This window comes from Xanthomonas sp. D-99, assembly GCF_017746145.1.
Classification (GTDB): domain Bacteria; phylum Pseudomonadota; class Gammaproteobacteria; order Xanthomonadales; family Xanthomonadaceae; genus Xanthomonas; species Xanthomonas cissicola.
This window is the reverse complement of the sequence record NZ_JAGHWU010000001.1, coordinates 87,166-104,083: the sequence shown is the minus strand read 5'-3', so window position 1 is coordinate 104,083 and position 16,918 is coordinate 87,166. Positions and strand designations below refer to the sequence as shown.

At 65.2% G+C, this 16,918-nt stretch carries 14 protein-coding genes and 1 pseudogene; 4 read left to right on the top strand and 11 right to left on the bottom strand.

All coding sequences use genetic code 11. The annotated features are described in order from the left end of the window. Positions 1-59 precede the first annotated feature (59 nt). From J7360_RS00475 to rpsU, 6 genes are all read right to left on the bottom strand, one after another. Positions 60-1,640, bottom strand: a complete 1,581-nt coding sequence (locus J7360_RS00475; RefSeq protein ID WP_007973573.1) for a thioredoxin family protein — start codon at positions 1,638-1,640, stop codon at positions 60-62. A 170-nt stretch (positions 1,641-1,810) separates the two neighbouring features. After that, positions 1,811-2,857, bottom strand: coding sequence for a bile acid:sodium symporter family protein (locus J7360_RS00470; protein ID WP_033481321.1), 1,047 nt, complete (start codon positions 2,855-2,857; stop codon positions 1,811-1,813). A gap of 109 nt (positions 2,858-2,966) precedes the next feature. Further along, complete coding sequence (gene dnaG, locus J7360_RS00465) at positions 2,967-4,715, bottom strand: DNA primase (RefSeq protein ID WP_057658668.1); 1,749 nt, start codon at positions 4,713-4,715, stop codon at positions 2,967-2,969. 81 nt (positions 4,716-4,796) lie between these two features. Beyond that, on the bottom strand, positions 4,797-5,840 hold the full coding sequence (locus J7360_RS00460) for a YihY/virulence factor BrkB family protein (protein ID WP_022560170.1): 1,044 nt from the start codon (positions 5,838-5,840) through the stop codon (positions 4,797-4,799). 469 nt (positions 5,841-6,309) lie between these two features. Beyond that, a complete protein-coding gene (locus J7360_RS00455) occupies positions 6,310-6,756 on the bottom strand; it encodes a GatB/YqeY domain-containing protein (protein WP_005911504.1) in 447 nt (148 codons plus the stop codon). A gap of 258 nt (positions 6,757-7,014) precedes the next feature. Further along, a complete protein-coding gene (gene rpsU / locus J7360_RS00450; protein WP_002808376.1) occupies positions 7,015-7,230 on the bottom strand; it encodes a 30S ribosomal protein S21 in 216 nt (71 codons plus the stop codon). 276 nt (positions 7,231-7,506) lie between these two features. Between rpsU and tsaD the strand changes: the two genes are divergently transcribed. The 3 genes from tsaD to J7360_RS00435 all read left to right on the top strand — a co-directional run bounded on the left by tsaD (position 7,507) and on the right by J7360_RS00435 (position 11,428). Then, entirely contained in the window at positions 7,507-8,571 is a 1,065-nt protein-coding gene (gene tsaD / locus J7360_RS00445; protein ID WP_057658666.1) for a tRNA (adenosine(37)-N6)-threonylcarbamoyltransferase complex transferase subunit TsaD, read from the top strand. Between the two features lie 101 nt (positions 8,572-8,672). Beyond that, positions 8,673-9,029, top strand: coding sequence for a dihydroneopterin aldolase (gene folB / locus J7360_RS00440; protein WP_003484603.1), 357 nt, complete (start codon positions 8,673-8,675; stop codon positions 9,027-9,029). A 227-nt stretch (positions 9,030-9,256) separates the two neighbouring features. Continuing rightward, positions 9,257-11,428 carry a glycoside hydrolase family 3 N-terminal domain-containing protein gene (locus J7360_RS00435; RefSeq protein WP_057658664.1) on the top strand — a complete coding sequence of 724 codons (2,172 nt, stop codon included), beginning with the start codon at positions 9,257-9,259 and terminating at the stop codon, positions 11,426-11,428. A 170-nt stretch (positions 11,429-11,598) separates the two neighbouring features. Here J7360_RS00435 and J7360_RS00430 read toward each other — a convergent pair whose 3' ends face one another. Next, positions 11,599-12,777, bottom strand: coding sequence for a PQQ-dependent sugar dehydrogenase (locus J7360_RS00430; RefSeq protein WP_007966555.1), 1,179 nt, complete (start codon positions 12,775-12,777; stop codon positions 11,599-11,601). A 183-nt stretch (positions 12,778-12,960) separates the two neighbouring features. On the opposite strand from J7360_RS00430, the gene yiaA reads away from it, so the two are divergent. After that, a complete protein-coding gene (gene yiaA / locus J7360_RS00425; protein WP_057658662.1) occupies positions 12,961-13,395 on the top strand; it encodes an inner membrane protein YiaA in 435 nt (144 codons plus the stop codon). Between the two features lie 54 nt (positions 13,396-13,449). Here yiaA and J7360_RS00420 read toward each other — a convergent pair whose 3' ends face one another. The 4 genes and pseudogenes from J7360_RS00420 to J7360_RS00405 all read right to left on the bottom strand — a co-directional run bounded on the left by J7360_RS00420 (position 13,450) and on the right by J7360_RS00405 (position 16,723). Next, positions 13,450-13,782 carry a hypothetical protein gene (locus tag J7360_RS00420; protein WP_057658660.1) on the bottom strand — a complete coding sequence of 111 codons (333 nt, stop codon included), beginning with the start codon at positions 13,780-13,782 and terminating at the stop codon, positions 13,450-13,452. Between the two features lie 176 nt (positions 13,783-13,958). Beyond that, on the bottom strand, positions 13,959-14,456 hold the full coding sequence (locus J7360_RS00415; protein ID WP_022560168.1) for a hypothetical protein: 498 nt from the start codon (positions 14,454-14,456) through the stop codon (positions 13,959-13,961). A 196-nt stretch (positions 14,457-14,652) separates the two neighbouring features. Then, entirely contained in the window at positions 14,653-15,969 is a 1,317-nt protein-coding gene (locus J7360_RS00410) for an amino acid permease (RefSeq protein WP_209033032.1), read from the bottom strand. Beyond that, positions 15,966-16,723, bottom strand: a pseudogene (locus tag J7360_RS00405) (L,D-transpeptidase family protein). The gene J7360_RS00410 and the pseudogene J7360_RS00405 overlap by 4 nt, the downstream one beginning before the upstream one ends. Positions 16,724-16,918 lie beyond the last annotated feature (195 nt).

The following is a 16,918-nucleotide window of genomic DNA, read 5'->3' as shown; positions in this document are numbered from 1 at the left end:
TGCCGCTTGCAAGCTTCTGATCATCACGCGTTGCCAGCACACGGCAGCGCTGTGACGACTCAACTCAGCCAACTGGCGCACTCGCTGGTAGTTTTGCTGTCGCAGCTGGACTGCATTTTCTGTTGCAGACGTGCCAGCACTGCGCTGCCTTCGCGGCGGTGCTGCTTGCTCCAGGTCTTCAGTGCGGTGCCGAGGGTGGTGAAGCGCTGACGGGTACGTTGCCGGTAACCATCCGGTTGACCGGCCAACTCGCCGATCACCTGGGCGGCCGCGCTCTCGATGCCGGCAGTGTCGTCCGGGCTGAGCCGGATCAGCCCATCCACGTACATCACGCCCCACTGCACGCGTGTGGCGGGGCCTTGCGCGCTGTCGTAGGCCCGTTTGAGCCACAACAGGGCGGTCTTCTTGTCGCCGCGTTGTTCGGCAAGATCCGCCAGCTCAGGCATGTAGTAGTACGGCGTCTTGCTGCGCGACAACTCGGCCAGCAGCAATTGCTCTGCCGCGCTGCGATCGCCGACCTCGCTCAGCAACGCGGCGGCCGTGCTGATGGTGGATTGGCGCTCCTCGTCGGTCTTGGCGGTGTCGGTGGCCCACTGCACGCGTTGGTGCACGACCTCCACCACGTCTTTCGGTAGCGGCGGTTGCGGGCCTTCGGCTTGGGTTTCGGTGGGCTGGCCTTGTGCCAGGCGTGCCAGCTGGATGCGCGCATACGCGGTGCCAAGCCGGTCGGAAATCGGCAATGAAGGATCGGCGTAGACCTTGTCCAAGGCCTGATTCAGTGCGTTGGAGAGCGTGCTGCGCACGCCGGCTTCATTGCTGGCGGCGGTGACCAGGCGCGCCGGCACATAGTTCAGCGTGCCGAGATTGGCGCGCACTTCTGCCGGGTCGGCCAACACCGTTTCCAGCAGTGTGCGATTGGCGCTGCTGGCAGCCGGTGGGTGTTTGGCGGCACTGATGGCGGCCAGGGCGAAGCTGCGCTGCAGTGCCGGCTGTGGCGCCGATGCCGAGAGCCGGGTGAGCACGTCGGCGGCGTCATCGGGTTTGACCAGCCGGTCGTCGGTGCCCCAGGCGTAGTTGCCAAGTACGGCCCAGTCGTCCGCGCTGAGCTGTTGTGGCGTGTGCAGCGCCTTGTCGAGCAATTGCTGGGCGGTGCTGGTGCTCTTGGCCGCAACCCGCAACACCTCGGCCAGGCGTGCGTTATCGGCATTGCCGGCCAGCCGGGTGATTTCGCTGCGATCCGGGCGCAGCACGATGATGGTGGGGTAGCCCTTGACCCCGAAGCGCTCGCCCCAGGCCTGCGCGCCCTCCGAATCGCCGTCCAGGTGCACGGCTACGAACTGCTGGGTGCGCGCGATGAAGGCCGGATCCTTGAACAGCGTGGCCTTGAGGCGATTGCAGGGCGGGCACCAGGCCGCGCCCCAATACAACAGGATCGGCTTGCCGCTGTCCCTGGCTTCGGCAAAAGCGTCTTCCACATCGCCCTCGCGCCAGGCGATGCCGGCAGCGGCTGCCGGCGTGGACGCTGTCTTGGGCTGTGCGGGCGCCGCAGGCGGTGCTGGCTTGTTGCAGGCGGTCAGCGCAGCCAGCACTGCCAGCAGCGCGATCAAAGATGGAGAAGGGCGTCGCAGCGACAGCGTCATGGCAAATCACCGTGGGGCGGCAGAAGGTCGATCACGCACTCTAGCGACCGTTGGCGGGCCAGGGCCGGAGTGCGTCATAACCGTTGTACATCTGCTTACAACCCGGATTTGCGGCGATGCGAATTGCTGTTACGCAATGCGCAGCGGGCAGGCGCTGGCGCGGCGCATCGTCAATGGCGCTCGGCTGCGCCTTGCGGCTGGTTAGAGGCACCGCGCGCATAACGTGCGGCCACAACGGCGCAGACGATCAGCTGCAGCTGGTGATACAGCATGATCGGCAACACGATCGCGCCCAGCCCGCCGCCGGCAAACATCACCTTGGCCATCGGCACGCCGGTGGCCAAACTCTTTTTCGAGCCGCAGAAGACGATGGCGATTTCATCGGCGCGGCTGAAGTGCAGGCGCCGCGCGATGCAGGTGATCGAAAGCATCGCCATGGCCAGCAACAACGCTGCAGCACCGAGTACCGCCAGCAGCGCAGGCAGCGGCGTCTTCTGCCACAGCCCTTCGTTCACCGATGCGCTGAAGGCGGTATAGACCACCAGCAGAATGGTGCCTTGATCGGTGTAACGCAGCACGGCGCGATGGCGTTCGACCCAGCCGCCGATCCACGGGCGCATGAAATGGCCGGCCAGAAACGGCACCAGCAATTGCAGCAGGATCTTGCCGATCGCCTCGGCCGGATGCGCCATCGCGCCTTGGCTGCCGACCAGTGCGCCCATCAGCAACGGGGTGAAAAACACGCCCAGCAGGCTGGAAAGCGAAGCCGCGCAGACCGCGGCCGGCACATTGCCGCGCGCCATCGATGTGAACGCGATCGAGGACTGCACCGTGGACGGCAGCGCGCACAGGAACAGCACGCCGACATACAGCTCCGGCGTCAGTACCAGATGCGCCAGTGGTTTGAACAACAGCCCAAGTAACGGGAACAGTACGAAGGTGCAGCCCAGAATCACCAGATGCAGGCGCCAGTGCAACGCGCCGGCCTTGACCGCTTCGCGCGACAGCCGCGCGCCGTGCAGGAAGAACAGCGCCGCGATCGCCACGTCGGTGACATCGTCCATGACTGCAGCGGCCGTACCCGAGACCGGGAGAAACGAGGCCAGTGCGACCGTGCACAGCAGCGCGAGGGTGAAGGGGTCAATGCGCAACCGCGCCAGCAGCTTCTTCATCGAGATCCAACGGTAGCGCGCGATCTTGCGCCTGGTATGGACCATTCTACGATGCGTGCAGGCCTTGCCTGTGGCATCGACGCCAGCGTTCGCGCCTGAAACGGCCCGGCGGTGCGCGATTGCCTTGCGCTGCGTCCAGCCGCACAGCGCTGCATCACAACGCTGCGAGCGCCTTGAGCAGTTCGCGCATTTCGTATTTGTCGGTGTCGTCCAGCCCTTGCGCGCGCTGTTTGGCCTGCAGCTCTTCCACGCGCTGACGCAGCAACTGCTTGTCGAGTTGCGCGACGACGTCATGCAGCTCAAGCGTCCAACTGTGTTCGTCGCCGGGAAGTTCCTGCGCCGCCAGCTTCTGCAAGGCAGCGAGTTCCTCGCGCTCGGCGAAGTGCTCCAGCAGCGCGCCCGTGCTGATTTCCGGGCGTTGCCGGACCAGGTCCAGCAATTCCATCAACAAGTCGATCCCGGGCAGGCGCAGCCCGGAAAAATCATGCACGCCTTCCAGGCTCATCGCCAATGACGGCCGTTGCAGCAGGATGGCGATGGACGCACGCACCAGGCTGCGTTTCTGCGTGGGCGCGCCCATGCGGGCAGGCGGCCGCGGCCTGGGTGCGGGCTGCTGCGCAGACGAACTGGCGCCAACCCCGGTCAGGCGCGCCAGTTCCTGTTTCATCAGATCGCCGAACGCGCCTTCGGGGATTTGCGCCAACAGCGGGCGCGCACGTTCGGCCAGGCGCGCCTTGCCGTCCAGCGTGTGCAGGTTGATCTCGCGCGACATCTCGTCGAAGAAGAACTGCGACAGCGGCGTGGCCTGTTTCAGGCGCTGATCGAAGGCCTGCGCGCCTTCCTTGCGCACGATGGTGTCCGGGTCCTCGCCATCGGGCAGGAACAGGAAAAACGCCTGGCGGCCATCCTTCATGCGCGGCAGCACCGATTCGAGCGCGCGCCAGCCGGCCTTGCGCCCGGCGTTGTCGCCATCGAAACAGAAATACACATCCGGCGCGTTGCGGAACAGCAGCTCGGCATGTTCGGGCGTGGTGGCGGTGCCCAGCGTGGCCACCGCCTGGGTCACACCGAACTGGAACAGCGAGACCACGTCCATGTAGCCCTCCACCACGATCAGCCGCTCGATCTTCTGATTGGCCTGCCGCACCTGCCACAGACCATACAGCTCGCGGCCCTTGTGGAACAGCGCGGTTTCCGGCGAATTGAGGTACTTCGGCCCCGGGTCGCGGCCGTCGGCCGGCGCGCCCATGGTGCGTCCGCCGAAGGCGATCACGCGGCCGCGGCGGTCGAAGATCGGGAACATCACCCGGTCGCGGAACTTGTCGTACACATGGCCGCGATCGTTCTTGGAAAACAGCCCGACGCGCTCGAGCACGCTCATGCGCCGCGCATCGGTGCCCAGGGTGTCCTTCAATGCGCTGTAGCCGTCGGGCGCATAGCCGATCTGGAAACGCGCGCGGTTGTCGGCATCCACGCCGCGCCCGTCCAGATAGTCGCGGGCGCGTTCGCTGCCCTCGAGCTGGCGCTGGAAGAACTTGGTGGCCGCTTCCAATGCCGAGTACAGCTCGCGGCTGTCGTCCTGCTGCTGCGGCGTGCGCTGCTGGGTCTCGCGCGGGATTTCCATGCCGGCGCGCTTGGCCAGCTCGTCGACCGCATCGAGAAATTCGAGGCGGTCGTAATTCATCAGGAAACTGATTGCGGTGCCGTGCGCGCCACAGCCGAAGCAGTGATAGAACTGCTTGGTCGGCGACACCGTGAACGAGGCCGAACGCTCGTCATGGAACGGGCAGCGCGCCGAATATTCCTTGCCCTGACGCTTGAGCGGCACGCGACCGCCCACCACCTCGACAATATCGGTGCGTGCAAGCAGTTCGTCGATAAACGCGTCGGGGATGCGGGCCATCCCGCTAGGATATCTCAGCGGCCTGCCAGCACTTCGTCGCCCCCGCCGAAGAGGCCGGCGAGGCAGGCACTGCAGCAGTCCTCAGCCGCGTGGCAGCGCCTGCGACTCCGCTGCTGAAGATGCAGGCGCTGCATCGGCAGGCGGCACGATCACCGGCGGATGCTCCGGGTCCACGCCCGCCTCGCGCAGCTTGCGATGCGAGCGCACCCGCTCGTCGATCACCGCGGTGATCAAGGCGCCGACGAAGAACACCACCGAGGCGTAGTACATCCACACCAGCAGGATGACCAATGTCCCCATCGAACCATAGGCGCTACCCGGCGCTGCGGTGGCGATGTACACGCCGATGGCGTAGCGGCCCAGCGCGAACAAGACCGCGGTGATGACCCCGCCCAGGAACGCCTGGCGCCAGTCGACGGTGCGATCGGGCAGGTAGCGATACAGGAACGCGAACGCCAGCGAGTACAGGGCCAGCGTGGTCACGTAACCGACTGCCGGCAGGACCGAGGGCAGGCGCGCAAAGACCACCTGCAGCGCGGTGGTGGCAATCATCGACACGATCAGCAAGAAGCCCAGCGCCAGGATCACCCCGAACGAGAACACCCGCTTCTGCAGCCAGGCCATCAAGCCGTCCAGGCGTTGCTTGTCGGTGCGGAAGATCAAATTCAAGGCGTTCTGCAGCTGCGCGAACACCGCCGTGGCGCCGATGAACAGCAATAGCGTGCTCCATACGCCGGCCAGTGAGCCAACGCCAGGTTGATCGGTGGCATTGCGAATGACGGTCTGCGCGACTTCGGCCGCGCTGCCGCCGGCCAATTGCCCGATTTGCTGCACCAATGCTTCTTGCGCTGGCGGATAGAGCGAGGCAGTCAGCCACAACAGCAGCACCAGCAACGGGGCCAGCGACAGCAGCGCGTAGAACGACAACGACGCCGCCTGCGTCATCACGTCGATCTCGATGAAGCGGTTCAGCAGCGCCATCGGAACGCTGCGCTGCAGACGGCTCAGATGCTTGTGCAGATAGGCGGAGGAAAGCGTCGTCACCGGCGGGAGGATCCTTGGCGCATACCGTTGGCGCGGAGGCGACGTCAGGGCAAAGTCGGTATGCGGAAAGACCTTGCCCATGCCTGCGCTGGCGTCCACGTTCTAGCAGGGCCGGATCGAAGGACGGGTGAAAGCGCGCACGTGTTATGGGCGAAGCAGCAGGCGGTGCACCTGGTACGCGCAGTCTGTTGCGCGTCGTGAGCAACGCGCGCGGTGTGTCTGTCAGCTCATTCGATGTGCGCCAGTTGCCGATGTACCTGTAGGGCCGCGTGATTGGAACTGCCGGAGTCCACGCGACGACAGGGACGCAAACTGTGCAGAACGCTTCGGCCGCATGCATGGCCATGCGCGTTTGAACGAGGGCGCGCGCCCTGCCTGATGCGTTGCGTGTCGTAGATGTGCAACGGCCTTGGCGCTCCAGTGGCGTCCTGCAACATCACTGCGTGTCAAGAGGTCCGCCTTCCACTGGAAACGCCGCTCGGTGATGCGGCAGGCAGTGCCGCACTCGTCGCAGTGCCCTGTCCGTGGCACAGGGCGCTGCGGCGATCAATCAGCCTGCCAGCTGCTGCTTGACCAACGTCGAGACCAGGCCCATATCGGCCTGACCGGCCAGCTTGGGCTTGAGCGCGCCCATCAGCTTGCCGATATCGGCCGGGCTGCTTGCCCCGGTCTCGGAGATCGCGGCCCGGATGGCAGCCACGATCTCGGCTTCGCCCATCTTGGCCGGCAGATAGCGCTCGATCACCACGATCTCCTCGCGCTCGATCTGCGCCAGGTCATCGCGCGCGGCGGCTTCGAACTGAGTGACCGAGTCCTTGCGCTGCTTGACCATCTTGTCGAGCACGGCGATCACGGCGGCATCGTCCATCTCGATGCGCTCGTCCACTTCCTTCTGCTTGATGGCGGCGTTGATCAGCCGGATCACGCCCAGGCTGTGCTTGTCGCCGGACTTCATGGCGGCCTTCATGTCATCGGTGAGCTGCTGCTTCATGGACATGCGGTAACTCCTGAGTGTAGGTATCGAGTGGTGGCCAAGGCGCCCAATCGGGCTGGGTACCTCGGCCGAACGGGGGGGCAGGGCGTGCGTGGAGAGATGCCTCGCCGCGCGTCGCGCGGATTGCCTGACGTCTCCCGCGCAATACCGCGTGGCGGACCAATACAAAAAGCCGGCGACGCTTGCGCGTGCCGGCTCTTGGGTTCGCTCCCGATAGGTCGCGCCTTCTGCGCAGACCCATCGGCAAGGAACCGCGTTCGATCAGTACAAGCGCTGACGCTTGGTGACGTCGCGCGAGGAACGACGCAGCTGACGCTTCACGGCAGCGGCAGCCTTACGCTTACGCTCCTGGGTCGGCTTTTCATAGAACTCGCGCTTGCGGGTTTCGGCCAGCACGCCGGCCTTTTCGCAGGTGCGCTTGAAACGGCGGAGCGCAAATTCGAAGGGCTCGTTCTCGCGGACTTTAACGCTGGGCATGTGTTCTCCAGAAGTGGGATTTCCGTCCGGGAGCCCCGGGCGGGTGCGAGCGGACTCGCGTGACGGAATTTCCGGGTTGCCCCGGCGAGCCGCGCATTATAACGACTTGCCGCCGACCTGCAAGCCCCTGGCAGAATTTGCCGCCGCGACGCGAATAAAGCATGCGCCCGGGCCATATGCGGCCGGCACGGCAGGGCGGTGCAGCATCTTGCCATCGGCCGGTCTGCGCAGCGCAAAAGCTGCGAAAATAGCGGCATCTCCCCATGCCGAGCTGCCGTGAAAGTTCTTGGGATCGAATCATCGTGCGATGAGACCGGCGTAGCGGTCTACGACACCGAATTGTCCGGCGTGCCGGCGCTGCGCGCGCATGCGGTCTACAGCCAGATCGCGCTGCATGCCGAATACGGCGGCGTGGTACCGGAGCTTGCCAGCCGCGACCACGTGCGCAAGTTGCTGCCGCTGATCCGCCAGACCCTGGGCGAGGCCGGGCTGCGCATCGACGAACTGGATGGTGTGGCCTACACCGCCGGGCCGGGGCTGGTCGGGGCATTGTTGGTCGGTGCCGGCGTGGCGCGCTCGCTGGCCTGGGCATTGGATGTGCCGGCGATCGGCGTGCACCATATGGAAGGCCACTTGCTGGCGCCATTGATGGAAGACGACCCGCCGCAGCCGCCGTTCGTGGCCTTGCTGGTGTCCGGCGGGCATACCCAATTGGTGTCGGTGAAGGCGCTGGGCAGCTACCAAGTGCTGGGCGAGACGCTGGACGATGCGGCCGGCGAAGCCTTCGACAAGACCGCCAAGATGATGGGCCTGCCGTACCCGGGCGGCCCGCAGCTGGCCGCCTTGGCCGAAACCGGCACGCCGGGGCGCTATAAGTTCGCGCGGCCGATGACCGACCGGCCCGGCCTGGATTTCAGTTTCAGTGGGCTCAAGACCCAGGTGCTGCTGGCCTGGCGGTCCAGCGACCAGTCCGACACCACCCGGGCGGACATCGCGCGCGGCTTCGAAGACGCGGTGGTGGACACCCTGGCCATCAAGTGCCTGCGCGCGCTGGACGCGGCCGGCTGCGACACCTTGGTCGTGGCCGGCGGCGTGGGCGCAAACAAGCGCCTGCGCGCGCGTCTGCAAGAGGCTGCCCAGCGCCGCGGCGGCCGGGTCTGTTTCCCGCGCCCGGCCTTGTGCACCGACAACGGCGCGATGATCGCCTTCGCCGGCGCGCTGCGACTGCAGGCCGGTGAGCATGCGGATGCGGCGGTGCATGTGACACCGCGGTGGGATATGGCGGGCTTGCCGCCACTGGCGGCGGCGCGGGATTCGGGAGTGGGGATTGGGGATTCGTAGCCCGGTTTCTTGTGTGCTCTGCTCTTGTTTGCCTGTTTGCCTGTTTGCCTGTTTGCCTGCTCTTGCCAATCCCGACTCCCCAATCCCAAATCCCGGCTCCCATGGATAAAGTGTTTATTGAAGGTCTCGACATCGATGCGCTGATCGGCATCTACGATTGGGAGCGCCGCATTCGCCAGACCTTGCGGTTCGATCTGGAGATGGGATTCGACAACCGCATTCCGGCGGCCAGCGACGACATTGCCGATACGCTGAACTACAAGGCGGTGAGCAAGCGCTTGATCGAGTTCGTGCAAGCCTCGGACTTCGGGCTGGTGGAGACGCTGGCCGAGCGCTGCGCGGCGCTCGTGCTGGACGAATTCGGCGTGCACTGGCTGCGGTTGAAGCTGAGCAAGCCGGGGGCGGTGCGCGGCGCGCAGGCGGTGGGCGTGATCATCGAGCGGGAACGCGCCGCCTGATTGTCGCGAACCGCTCGCCTGGCTGGCTTATCGCTGCATGCGTGGATCCCGGAGTATCGACGGTTGCGGTGGACCAGGCGCTGCGCCGCTGCCGCTCCGGCGGGCAACATGCCGTGCAACCGGCCTCTACAAATCCCGAATCTCGAATCCCGGCCTTTAAAACTTGCCTCCCCGCAGGCGCGTCAGGCTAGAATTGACGGCCATGTAAACGTTTTCTCAAGGATCTCATGGCTGCTGATCGCATCGAAACCCTGATTGCCCGGATGACCGTCGAAGAGAAGGTCGGACAGTTGGGTGTGTTCGCCGACATGGTGCGGCCGTTCGCGCCGGACGTGAATCCCGAGGCCAATGTGCTCAATGCCGACGAGGTGTTGCAGCAGGTGCGCTTGGGTCGGGTCGGCTCGCTGTTCAATGGCGTGGGCGCCGCGCTGGGCGTGCAGATCCAGAAAGTCGCCGTGGAAGAGAGCCGTCTGGGCATCCCGGTGATCCTGGCCGCCGACGTGATCCACGGCATGCGCACGGTGTTCCCGATTCCGCTGGGCGAGGCGGCCAGTTTCGAGCCGGCGTTGGCCGAGCGCACCGCGCGCGCCACCGCGATCGAGGCCACCGCTGCCGGCCTGCACTGGACCTACGCGCCGGCCGTGGACATCGCGCGCGACCAGCGCTGGGGCCGTGGTGCCGAGGGTGCCGGCGAAGACGTGATGCTGGGCGCGGCCTTTGCCGCTGCCCGTGTGCGCGGGTTCCAGGGCAGCGACCTGACCGCTCACGATTGCCTGCTGGCCACGCCCAAGCATTTCGCCGCCTATGGCGCAGTGGCGGCAGGCATGGAATACAACACCGTCGACATTGCGCCGCAGACCTTGCGCGATGTGCACTTGCCGCCGTTCAAGGCCGCCTTCGATGCCGGCGCGTTGACCGTGATGTCGTCCTTCAACGACATCAACGGCGTGCCGGCCAGCGCCAACCACGAGTTGCTGACGCAGATCCTGCGCGGCGAATGGCAGTTCCCCGGCGTGGTGATTTCCGATTACACCGCCGACATGGAATTGATCGCGCACGGCTATGCCGCCGATGAGCGCGACGCGACCAAGAAGGCCTTCCTGGCCGGGTTGGACCTGAGCATGCAAAGCGGCTTTTATGCCGCGCATCTGCCGTCGCTGGTGGAAAGCGGCGAGGTGCCGATGGCCACGTTGGATGCCAGCGTGCGGCGCATCCTGCAGCTCAAAGAAGCGATCGGGCTGTTCGACAATCCGTATCGCTCGCTGGACCCGGCGCGCGAAGCCGACACCACGCATCTGCCGGCGCACGATGCGTTGTCGCGCGATGCCGCGCGGCGCTCGATCGTGCTGTTGAAAAACGAAGGCGGCGTGTTGCCGCTGAAGAAGAGCGGCCAGCGCATCGCGTTGATCGGCCCGTTCGTGCAGGACCGCGAAAACATCGAGGGCTGCTGGACCCTGTTCGGCGACAAGGAACGCTACGTGACCCTGGAGCAGGGCGTGCGTGCGGTGGTCGGCACCGAGGATCTGAGCGTGGTGGCGGGCTGCGGACTGGAAGAGGCGCTGCCGGGTGGCATTTCCGCTGCGATCGATGCGGCGCAGGCGGCCGATGTGGTGGTGCTGGCGTTGGGCGAGCCGCAGCGTTTCAGTGGCGAGGCGCAATCGCGCACCGAGATCACCTTGCCGCCGGCGCAACAGGCACTGGCTGAAGCGATTGCAGCGACCGGCACCCCGATGGTGGTGTTGTTGCGCAATGGCCGCGCGCTGGCCTTGAGTGGTGCGGTGCGCGATGCCGACGCGATTGCCGTGACCTGGTACCTGGGCACGCAGACCGGGACCGGTGTGGCCGATGTGTTGTTCGGCGACTACAACCCGTCGGCGCGTCTGCCGATCAGCTTCCCGCAGGTGACCGGGCAGCAGCCGTACTTCTATAACCATTTGCGCACCGGGCGCCCGGAATTGCCGACCCTGTCCGAGTACAAAGCGCGTTGGCGCGAGATGCCCAACGAGCCGTTGTATCCGTTCGGGCATGGCTTGAGCTACACCACGTTTGCGTATGCGCAGCCGCAGTTGAGCGCGGCGCAACTCGGCTGGGATGAGGCGCTGACCATCACCACGCGCGTCAGCAACACCGGCAAGGTCGCAGGCGAGGAAGTGGTGCAGTTGTATGTGCACGATCGCGTGGCCAGTCGCGTGCGCCCGGTGCGCGAACTCAAGGGGTTTCGCAAGGTATTGCTGCAGCCCGGCGAGAGCCAGGACGTGGTGTTCACGCTGGAGCGCGATGCGCTGGCCTTCACCAACCACAAGTGCGTCTTCGGTGCGGAGCCGGGTCTGTTCGATATATGGGTGTGCGCGTCGGCCAAGAGCGGCGAGGCAGTGACCTTCGAACTGCTGGAACGCTGATAGAAGCGCGCTTGGCACACTCGGCGCGGCGATCGTGCGAACGGGCGGCCACTGTTACAGCGCGAAGCGCCCGCTGACGTCGTGGTCAAATGCGATGACGACTGTCCAATGTCGCCATCGCGCTTGCCGGTGCAGCGCGTCAGATGCACCGGCGCATGCCGCGGAATCGATCAAGCGTCGCTTTCGACCGCGGCCTTGCTCTTGGGCGTGAGTTTCAGCAGACGCCCGGTACTGCCACTGGCTTCGTCTTCCAGTAGCCAGAGCGCGCCGTCGGGACCTTGCTCCACTTCGCGGATGCGTGCGCCCATGTCGTAACGGGCCACTTCGCGCGGCTGGTCGCCCAGCGACACCTGCACCAGCGCCATCGACGACAGCCCACCGATAAAGCCATTCCCGCGCCATGCCGGGAACTGCTTGCCGCTATAGATCACAAAACCTGCTGGCGAGATCACCGGCGTCCAGCTGATCTTGGGTGCGGCGAACTCCGGACGCGTGTTGTGGTCGGGGATCGGCGTGCCGTCATAGTTGTCGCCGTTGGAGACGATCGGGTAGCCGTAGTTGGCGCCACGCTGGATCAGGTTCAACTCATCACCGCCGAGCGGACCCATTTCGTGTTCCCACAGGCGGCCCTTGCTGTCGAAGGCCAGGCCAAGAATATTGCGATGGCCCAACGACCACACCTGCGCAGCAACGCCGCCTTGCGCAACGAACGGGTTGTCGGCCGGCACGCTGCCGTCGTCGTTGAGCCGGATCAGTTTGCCGAGGTTGGCTTTCATGTCCTGGGCAGGAGTGAACTTCTGCCGTTCGCTGGAGCTGATCCACAGCTTGCCATCGGGCCCGAACGCGAGCCGATGCCCGAAGTGGCCATTGCCGGTGACCTTGGGATCCTGGCGCCAGATCACCTTCAGGTCCGAGAGCGTGCCGCCGCCGGTTGCATCCAGCGTGAGCTTGGCGCGCGCCACCGCAGCGCCGCGCGTGTCGCCTTCGCCCGGCTCGGCATAACTCAGGTAGACCAGCCCGTTCTTGGCGAAGCGCGGATGCGCCAGCACATCGCCGAAACCGCCTTGACCACCGTAGGCAACCGCCGGCACGCCGGTGACGGCGCTCTTGCGTTTGGTCTTAGTGTCCAGGCGCATCAAGGCGCCGCGCTTTTCGCTGACCAGCAAGCTGCCATCGGGCAGGAAGGTCATTGCCCAGGGTTCGTCGAAATCGGCGACCGTGGTGGCCTGAAATGGCCACTGTGCTTTGGGAATGGAGGCCGCGGGGGCGGCTGCGGGCGCGGCAACTGCAGTGCCGGCAGTGAACAGGGTGGCCGAGCAGGCCAGGGCAAGCAGACGACGGACAGACATGGGGTCCTCCTGGGGATGGGCGCGGCACGCTGCAGCCCTCCCGCAACGTGTCCCGCGTCGGGTTTTCAAGTACCTTACACGACGTCGCCGGGGGCGCCCTTGTTGCAGATCACTGTCTGCAGGACGCCCGCGTCTCACAACGTCGTATTTCGTGCATCGTTCCACCATAGAAAGGGAGTTTCCATGGCCACGCAAAAAACCTCGCCTGCTTTTATCGCCGCATCCTGGGCCGCATTATTGCTGGGCGGTGCGGCGTATCTGGTGGGTTTGTGGAATGCCCAGATGTTGCTCAACGAGAAGGGCTACTACTTCACGCTATTGTTGTTCGGTTTGTTCGCCTCTGTCTCGTTGCAGAAAAGCGTACGTGACCGCGCAGATGGAATTCCGGTGACCGGCTTGTACTATGCCATCTGCTGGTTTTCGCTGATTGTTGCGTTGGTGCTGCTGACCATCGGCTTGATCAATGCCACGCTGTTGCTGAGCGAGAAAGGATTTTACGCAATGGCCTATGCGCTGAGCCTGTTTGGTGCAGTTGCGGTACAGAAGAATACCCGCGATGCGATGGAGATCAGTGACGCATCGCGTAGTGCGCGCAGCGTGCCGCCGGCACTGGACTGATACGCGAAAGATCGTGTGATGCAACAACGCCACCTCGACGGTGGCGTTGTCGTTTTAGCGCTTATGCGTGTCGTCGCCAGTGACGAAATCGGCCGCGTTTTCCCAGGCGCGCTTGACTGCATGCCGCGCCTTGCTCCAACTCAGCGACGAGGTGCCGCGCCTGGCCTCCCAATCGCGATGCAACTCGGCTTCGACCTGGTCGTAAGCGCGCGCGTTGTCGCGGATACGCGCTTCATAACCTGCGAGATAAGCGCCTTCGTAGTCTTCGTAGCGATCGCCTTCGGTGTAATACGGCTCTTCGGTGAAGCGTTCGCGCCAATACGTCGATACGTTCTGGCTGCGGTCCTCGTCCGGCGCTCGGCCCGGAATCTGATACGGCACGTTCATGCGCGTCTCCGTGGTGTATGTGCGGATTACCCTAGGTCGCTTGCCGTTAATTTCATTGCCATGGCAGGTGAGGAGTACATCAACGCAGCAGGTTCGACACGGCGCCGTAGCCCAGGCTTCTCAACGCGTGATCGCGGCAGCGTTGCGCTGGAGGGAGGACGGTCTTGGATGGCGCTTCAGGTGGTCGCCGAGGCCGCTTCATACGGCAATGGGGTTGCACCGGCAGCCACCATGGCGGCCTCTGCCTCCTGCAGCGCCGGCTGCTCTGCATCGATAATCACTAGCACGCGCCCGGCCTGGATTTGCTCTTCGAACTGACGGCGTACCGGATCGGGCACCGTGGCGCCGATCAACGCCGATGACCAGCTACCGACCAGCGCGCCAGCCAGTGCCATGACGCCCGCGCCGGCCAAGGTCAGCCCAATCGGGGGGACTGCGATGGCGACCAGGCCAGCCACCAGGCCAGCCGCACCACCGGTGGCGGCGCCGCGTGCGGCAGCGGGAAGGAAGTCGGTTTTGACGTCCTTGCGTTCGTCTGGGACGTCCCGCAGTTCGATATCGGAGCGGGCGATCAACGACAGCGCATCGTTGTCGATGCCGGCACTGCGCGCGGCCTGCAGCACGCGCTGAGCGCCGTCGAGATCGGCGGTGCTGTAGACATGGCGAAGTTTCATCGCAAGCTCCCATGCAGGTAGAAGCTCAGCGTTGGGTTCATGCGGTTAGGCTTGCGTGAGCGCTGTGCGAGCATGCCGCGAAATCGCAGGTCGCCCGGGGAGCATCTCACTATCCGATGCACGGCAACATGCAGAAAATATGGTGTGGTGCGGGCATGCCGCGTCAAAAACTGCTCAACAGCAGTTGGTTGTGCCCTCAGCCGCCTTCAAGCCGCTTGCGCGGAAACAGATAAAACACCCAACCGACCAGAAGCGCCACGCCTGCTGCGGCCAGATTCTGCCAACTGGCGCTGGCCAGCAGGCCCAGCGACAGCACCAAGGCGGCGATGGGGATGGCCGGTCCGCCGGGCAGGCGCAACGTCTCGGTGCGTTGCCGGTACCTGCGCGCCAGCACGATCACTGCTGCGGCGGTGCCGATGTAGGCGAACAGGCGGGTGACCATCGACAATAACGCCAGCTGCGTAAACGATCCCGACAACGCCAATGCGAGCGACAACGCGCCCTGCGTGAGCACCGCCGCGGCGGGCGTATGGAAGCGCGGATGCACGCGTGCCAGAAACGCAGGGCCATAGCCATCGCGTGCAAGCGCAAACAGAAAGCGCGGGCCGAGCATCACGGTGTTGCTGGTGGTGCCGAGGATGGAAATGGTGGCGCCCACGGTGAGGATCAGTGCCAACGCTTCGCCACCGAATCGGCTTGCGGCATCTGCCAGCGGCGTCGGCGAGGCCGCAAGGTTGGGCAGGGTGCCCTGCGCCACCACCTGCACCGCGGCGTAGATCAGGGTGACGGTGACGATCATGGTGATCAACGCAAATGGCACATCGCGCCGCGGGTTGCGGTATTCGCCAGCGGCTGCGGGAATGTTTTCGAAACCTGCGTAGGCGAACAGCAGCAGCAAGGCCGCTTCACCGAGATTGCCCAGGTCGCGCAGATCGGGCGCGGTGCCGGCAAACGCCCATGACCAATCGACATAGAACAGGCCGATCGCCACGAACAGCAACAACGGCACCAGCTTGCCGATCACCAGCGCGATGCCGGTGCGCGCGGCCGATTTCACGCCGATCACGTTGATCGCGGTGAGCAGGCCCAGCGAGCCGACGACGACCAGCAAGCGCGCCCAGGGATCGGTGGCGGCGGTGGGCCAGAACCGCGCCACTGCGTCGGCCAGGCCATTGCTCAAGGCAGCCGCCGAACTGATGCGCGTGAGCCAGATCATCCAGCCAATCTGAAAACCGACGAACGGGCCGAATGCTTCGCGCGTGTAGAGATAGCTGCCGCCCGGCGTATCGAAGTAGCTGCCCGCTTGCGCGTAGCACAGCACCAGCAAGGCGACTGCAAGGCCGGCCAGCATCACGGCCCACAGGCTCATCGGCCCGAGCAGCGCGGCGGTTGCGGCAGGCAGCAGGTAGATGCCGCTGCCGATGACATCGTTGATCGACAGGCCGACGATCTGCCACCGGCTGACGACACGGACCAAACCTGCCGCGTCCGGCGCGGGCTGCGGTGTGCTCATGGCGCGTCCCCGGTCAGTGCAGGCAAGTGCCATGCAGTGTGCAGGCGCGCGTAACGAACAGCGGATGATCGTCCGGCTTCAGCCAGGCGAGCAAGCGTTGCATGTCGGCCGCTGCCATCGCGGTGCAGCCGGCGGTGAACTGGCCTGGTGTACGCCACAAGTGCGCGAAGATGCAGCTGCCGCGTCCGGGAACGGCCCTGGGGTTGTGCGCGATGACGAAGCCCTCGCTGTAACGCGCATCGCCTGCGTGGCGCAGATCCAGACGCATCGGCTCGGTCGAGCCGGCAACGGCCGCCTCGCCCACCTGCGCGGCATCGACGATGCGGTTGTACAGCGGTGAGCTGGGCACATCCATGCAGTAATGGGTAGCGCTCATCGCCTGGTATGGCATAGCGCTGTCGATCTTCGACGCATAGCCGAACGCCGGGCCGATGGCGAAGACGCCGGCAGGGCTGCGACCATCGCCTTCGCGCTTTTGCGGGCCCTGCATCTGCACAGGATGCAGGCCCTCGCCCCAGGCACTGCCCTGCCGCCCAAGCGCAACGGCGAAGCTATGGGCAGCCGGTTGCCATTCGCCATCCACACGGGTGAAGGTGCGCAGACGCGCCTGGGTGCTGTCCCAGTCCGCGGTGGTCACCACGATCAACGTGCGTGCATGGTTCAACGCATCGATCGGGCTGGCCGCGATGGCAAGACTGCAACAGCTTGTCAGCGCCAGCAGCACAAGGGATCTAAACACGGTGGCAAGGCGCATGCAGGCTCCGGGCAATGGTCGAGCGGGATGAGTCCAAAGGCGAGACACGGTTGTCTGGAAACGGCGCGCTACGGTGGTGCGTGACCGACGCCGCGTTGTCGCTACTGTACTCAGCAATGCTGTTGCGTGGTGCATGTGCGTGTCGCGCATCAGACAGGCGCGTCCGTTGCCCGGAATCGGCGAGTAACGCTGGTC

Bases quoted from the DNA above. Each gene is read 5' to 3' on its own strand.
- J7360_RS00415 (WP_022560168.1), bottom strand. From the start codon at position 14,456: ATGAAACTTCGCCATGTCTACAGCACCGCCGATCTCGACGGCGCTCAG.
- yiaA (WP_057658662.1), top strand. From the start codon at position 12,961: ATGGCCACGCAAAAAACCTCGCCTGCTTTTATCGCCGCATCCTGGGCC.
- J7360_RS00475 (WP_007973573.1), bottom strand. From the start codon at position 1,640: ATGACGCTGTCGCTGCGACGCCCTTCTCCATCTTTGATCGCGCTGCTG.
- dnaG (WP_057658668.1), bottom strand. From the start codon at position 4,715: ATGGCCCGCATCCCCGACGCGTTTATCGACGAACTGCTTGCACGCACC.
- folB (WP_003484603.1), top strand. From the start codon at position 8,673: ATGGATAAAGTGTTTATTGAAGGTCTCGACATCGATGCGCTGATCGGC.
- rpsU (WP_002808376.1), bottom strand. From the start codon at position 7,230: ATGCCCAGCGTTAAAGTCCGCGAGAACGAGCCCTTCGAATTTGCGCTC.
- J7360_RS00470 (WP_033481321.1), bottom strand. From the start codon at position 2,857: ATGGTCCATACCAGGCGCAAGATCGCGCGCTACCGTTGGATCTCGATG.
- J7360_RS00435 (WP_057658664.1), top strand. From the start codon at position 9,257: ATGGCTGCTGATCGCATCGAAACCCTGATTGCCCGGATGACCGTCGAA.
- J7360_RS00460 (WP_022560170.1), bottom strand. From the start codon at position 5,840: ATGGGCAAGGTCTTTCCGCATACCGACTTTGCCCTGACGTCGCCTCCG.
- J7360_RS00430 (WP_007966555.1), bottom strand. From the start codon at position 12,777: ATGTCTGTCCGTCGTCTGCTTGCCCTGGCCTGCTCGGCCACCCTGTTC.
- J7360_RS00410 (WP_209033032.1), bottom strand. From the start codon at position 15,969: ATGAGCACACCGCAGCCCGCGCCGGACGCGGCAGGTTTGGTCCGTGTC.
- J7360_RS00455 (WP_005911504.1), bottom strand. From the start codon at position 6,756: ATGTCCATGAAGCAGCAGCTCACCGATGACATGAAGGCCGCCATGAAG.
- J7360_RS00420 (WP_057658660.1), bottom strand. From the start codon at position 13,782: ATGAACGTGCCGTATCAGATTCCGGGCCGAGCGCCGGACGAGGACCGC.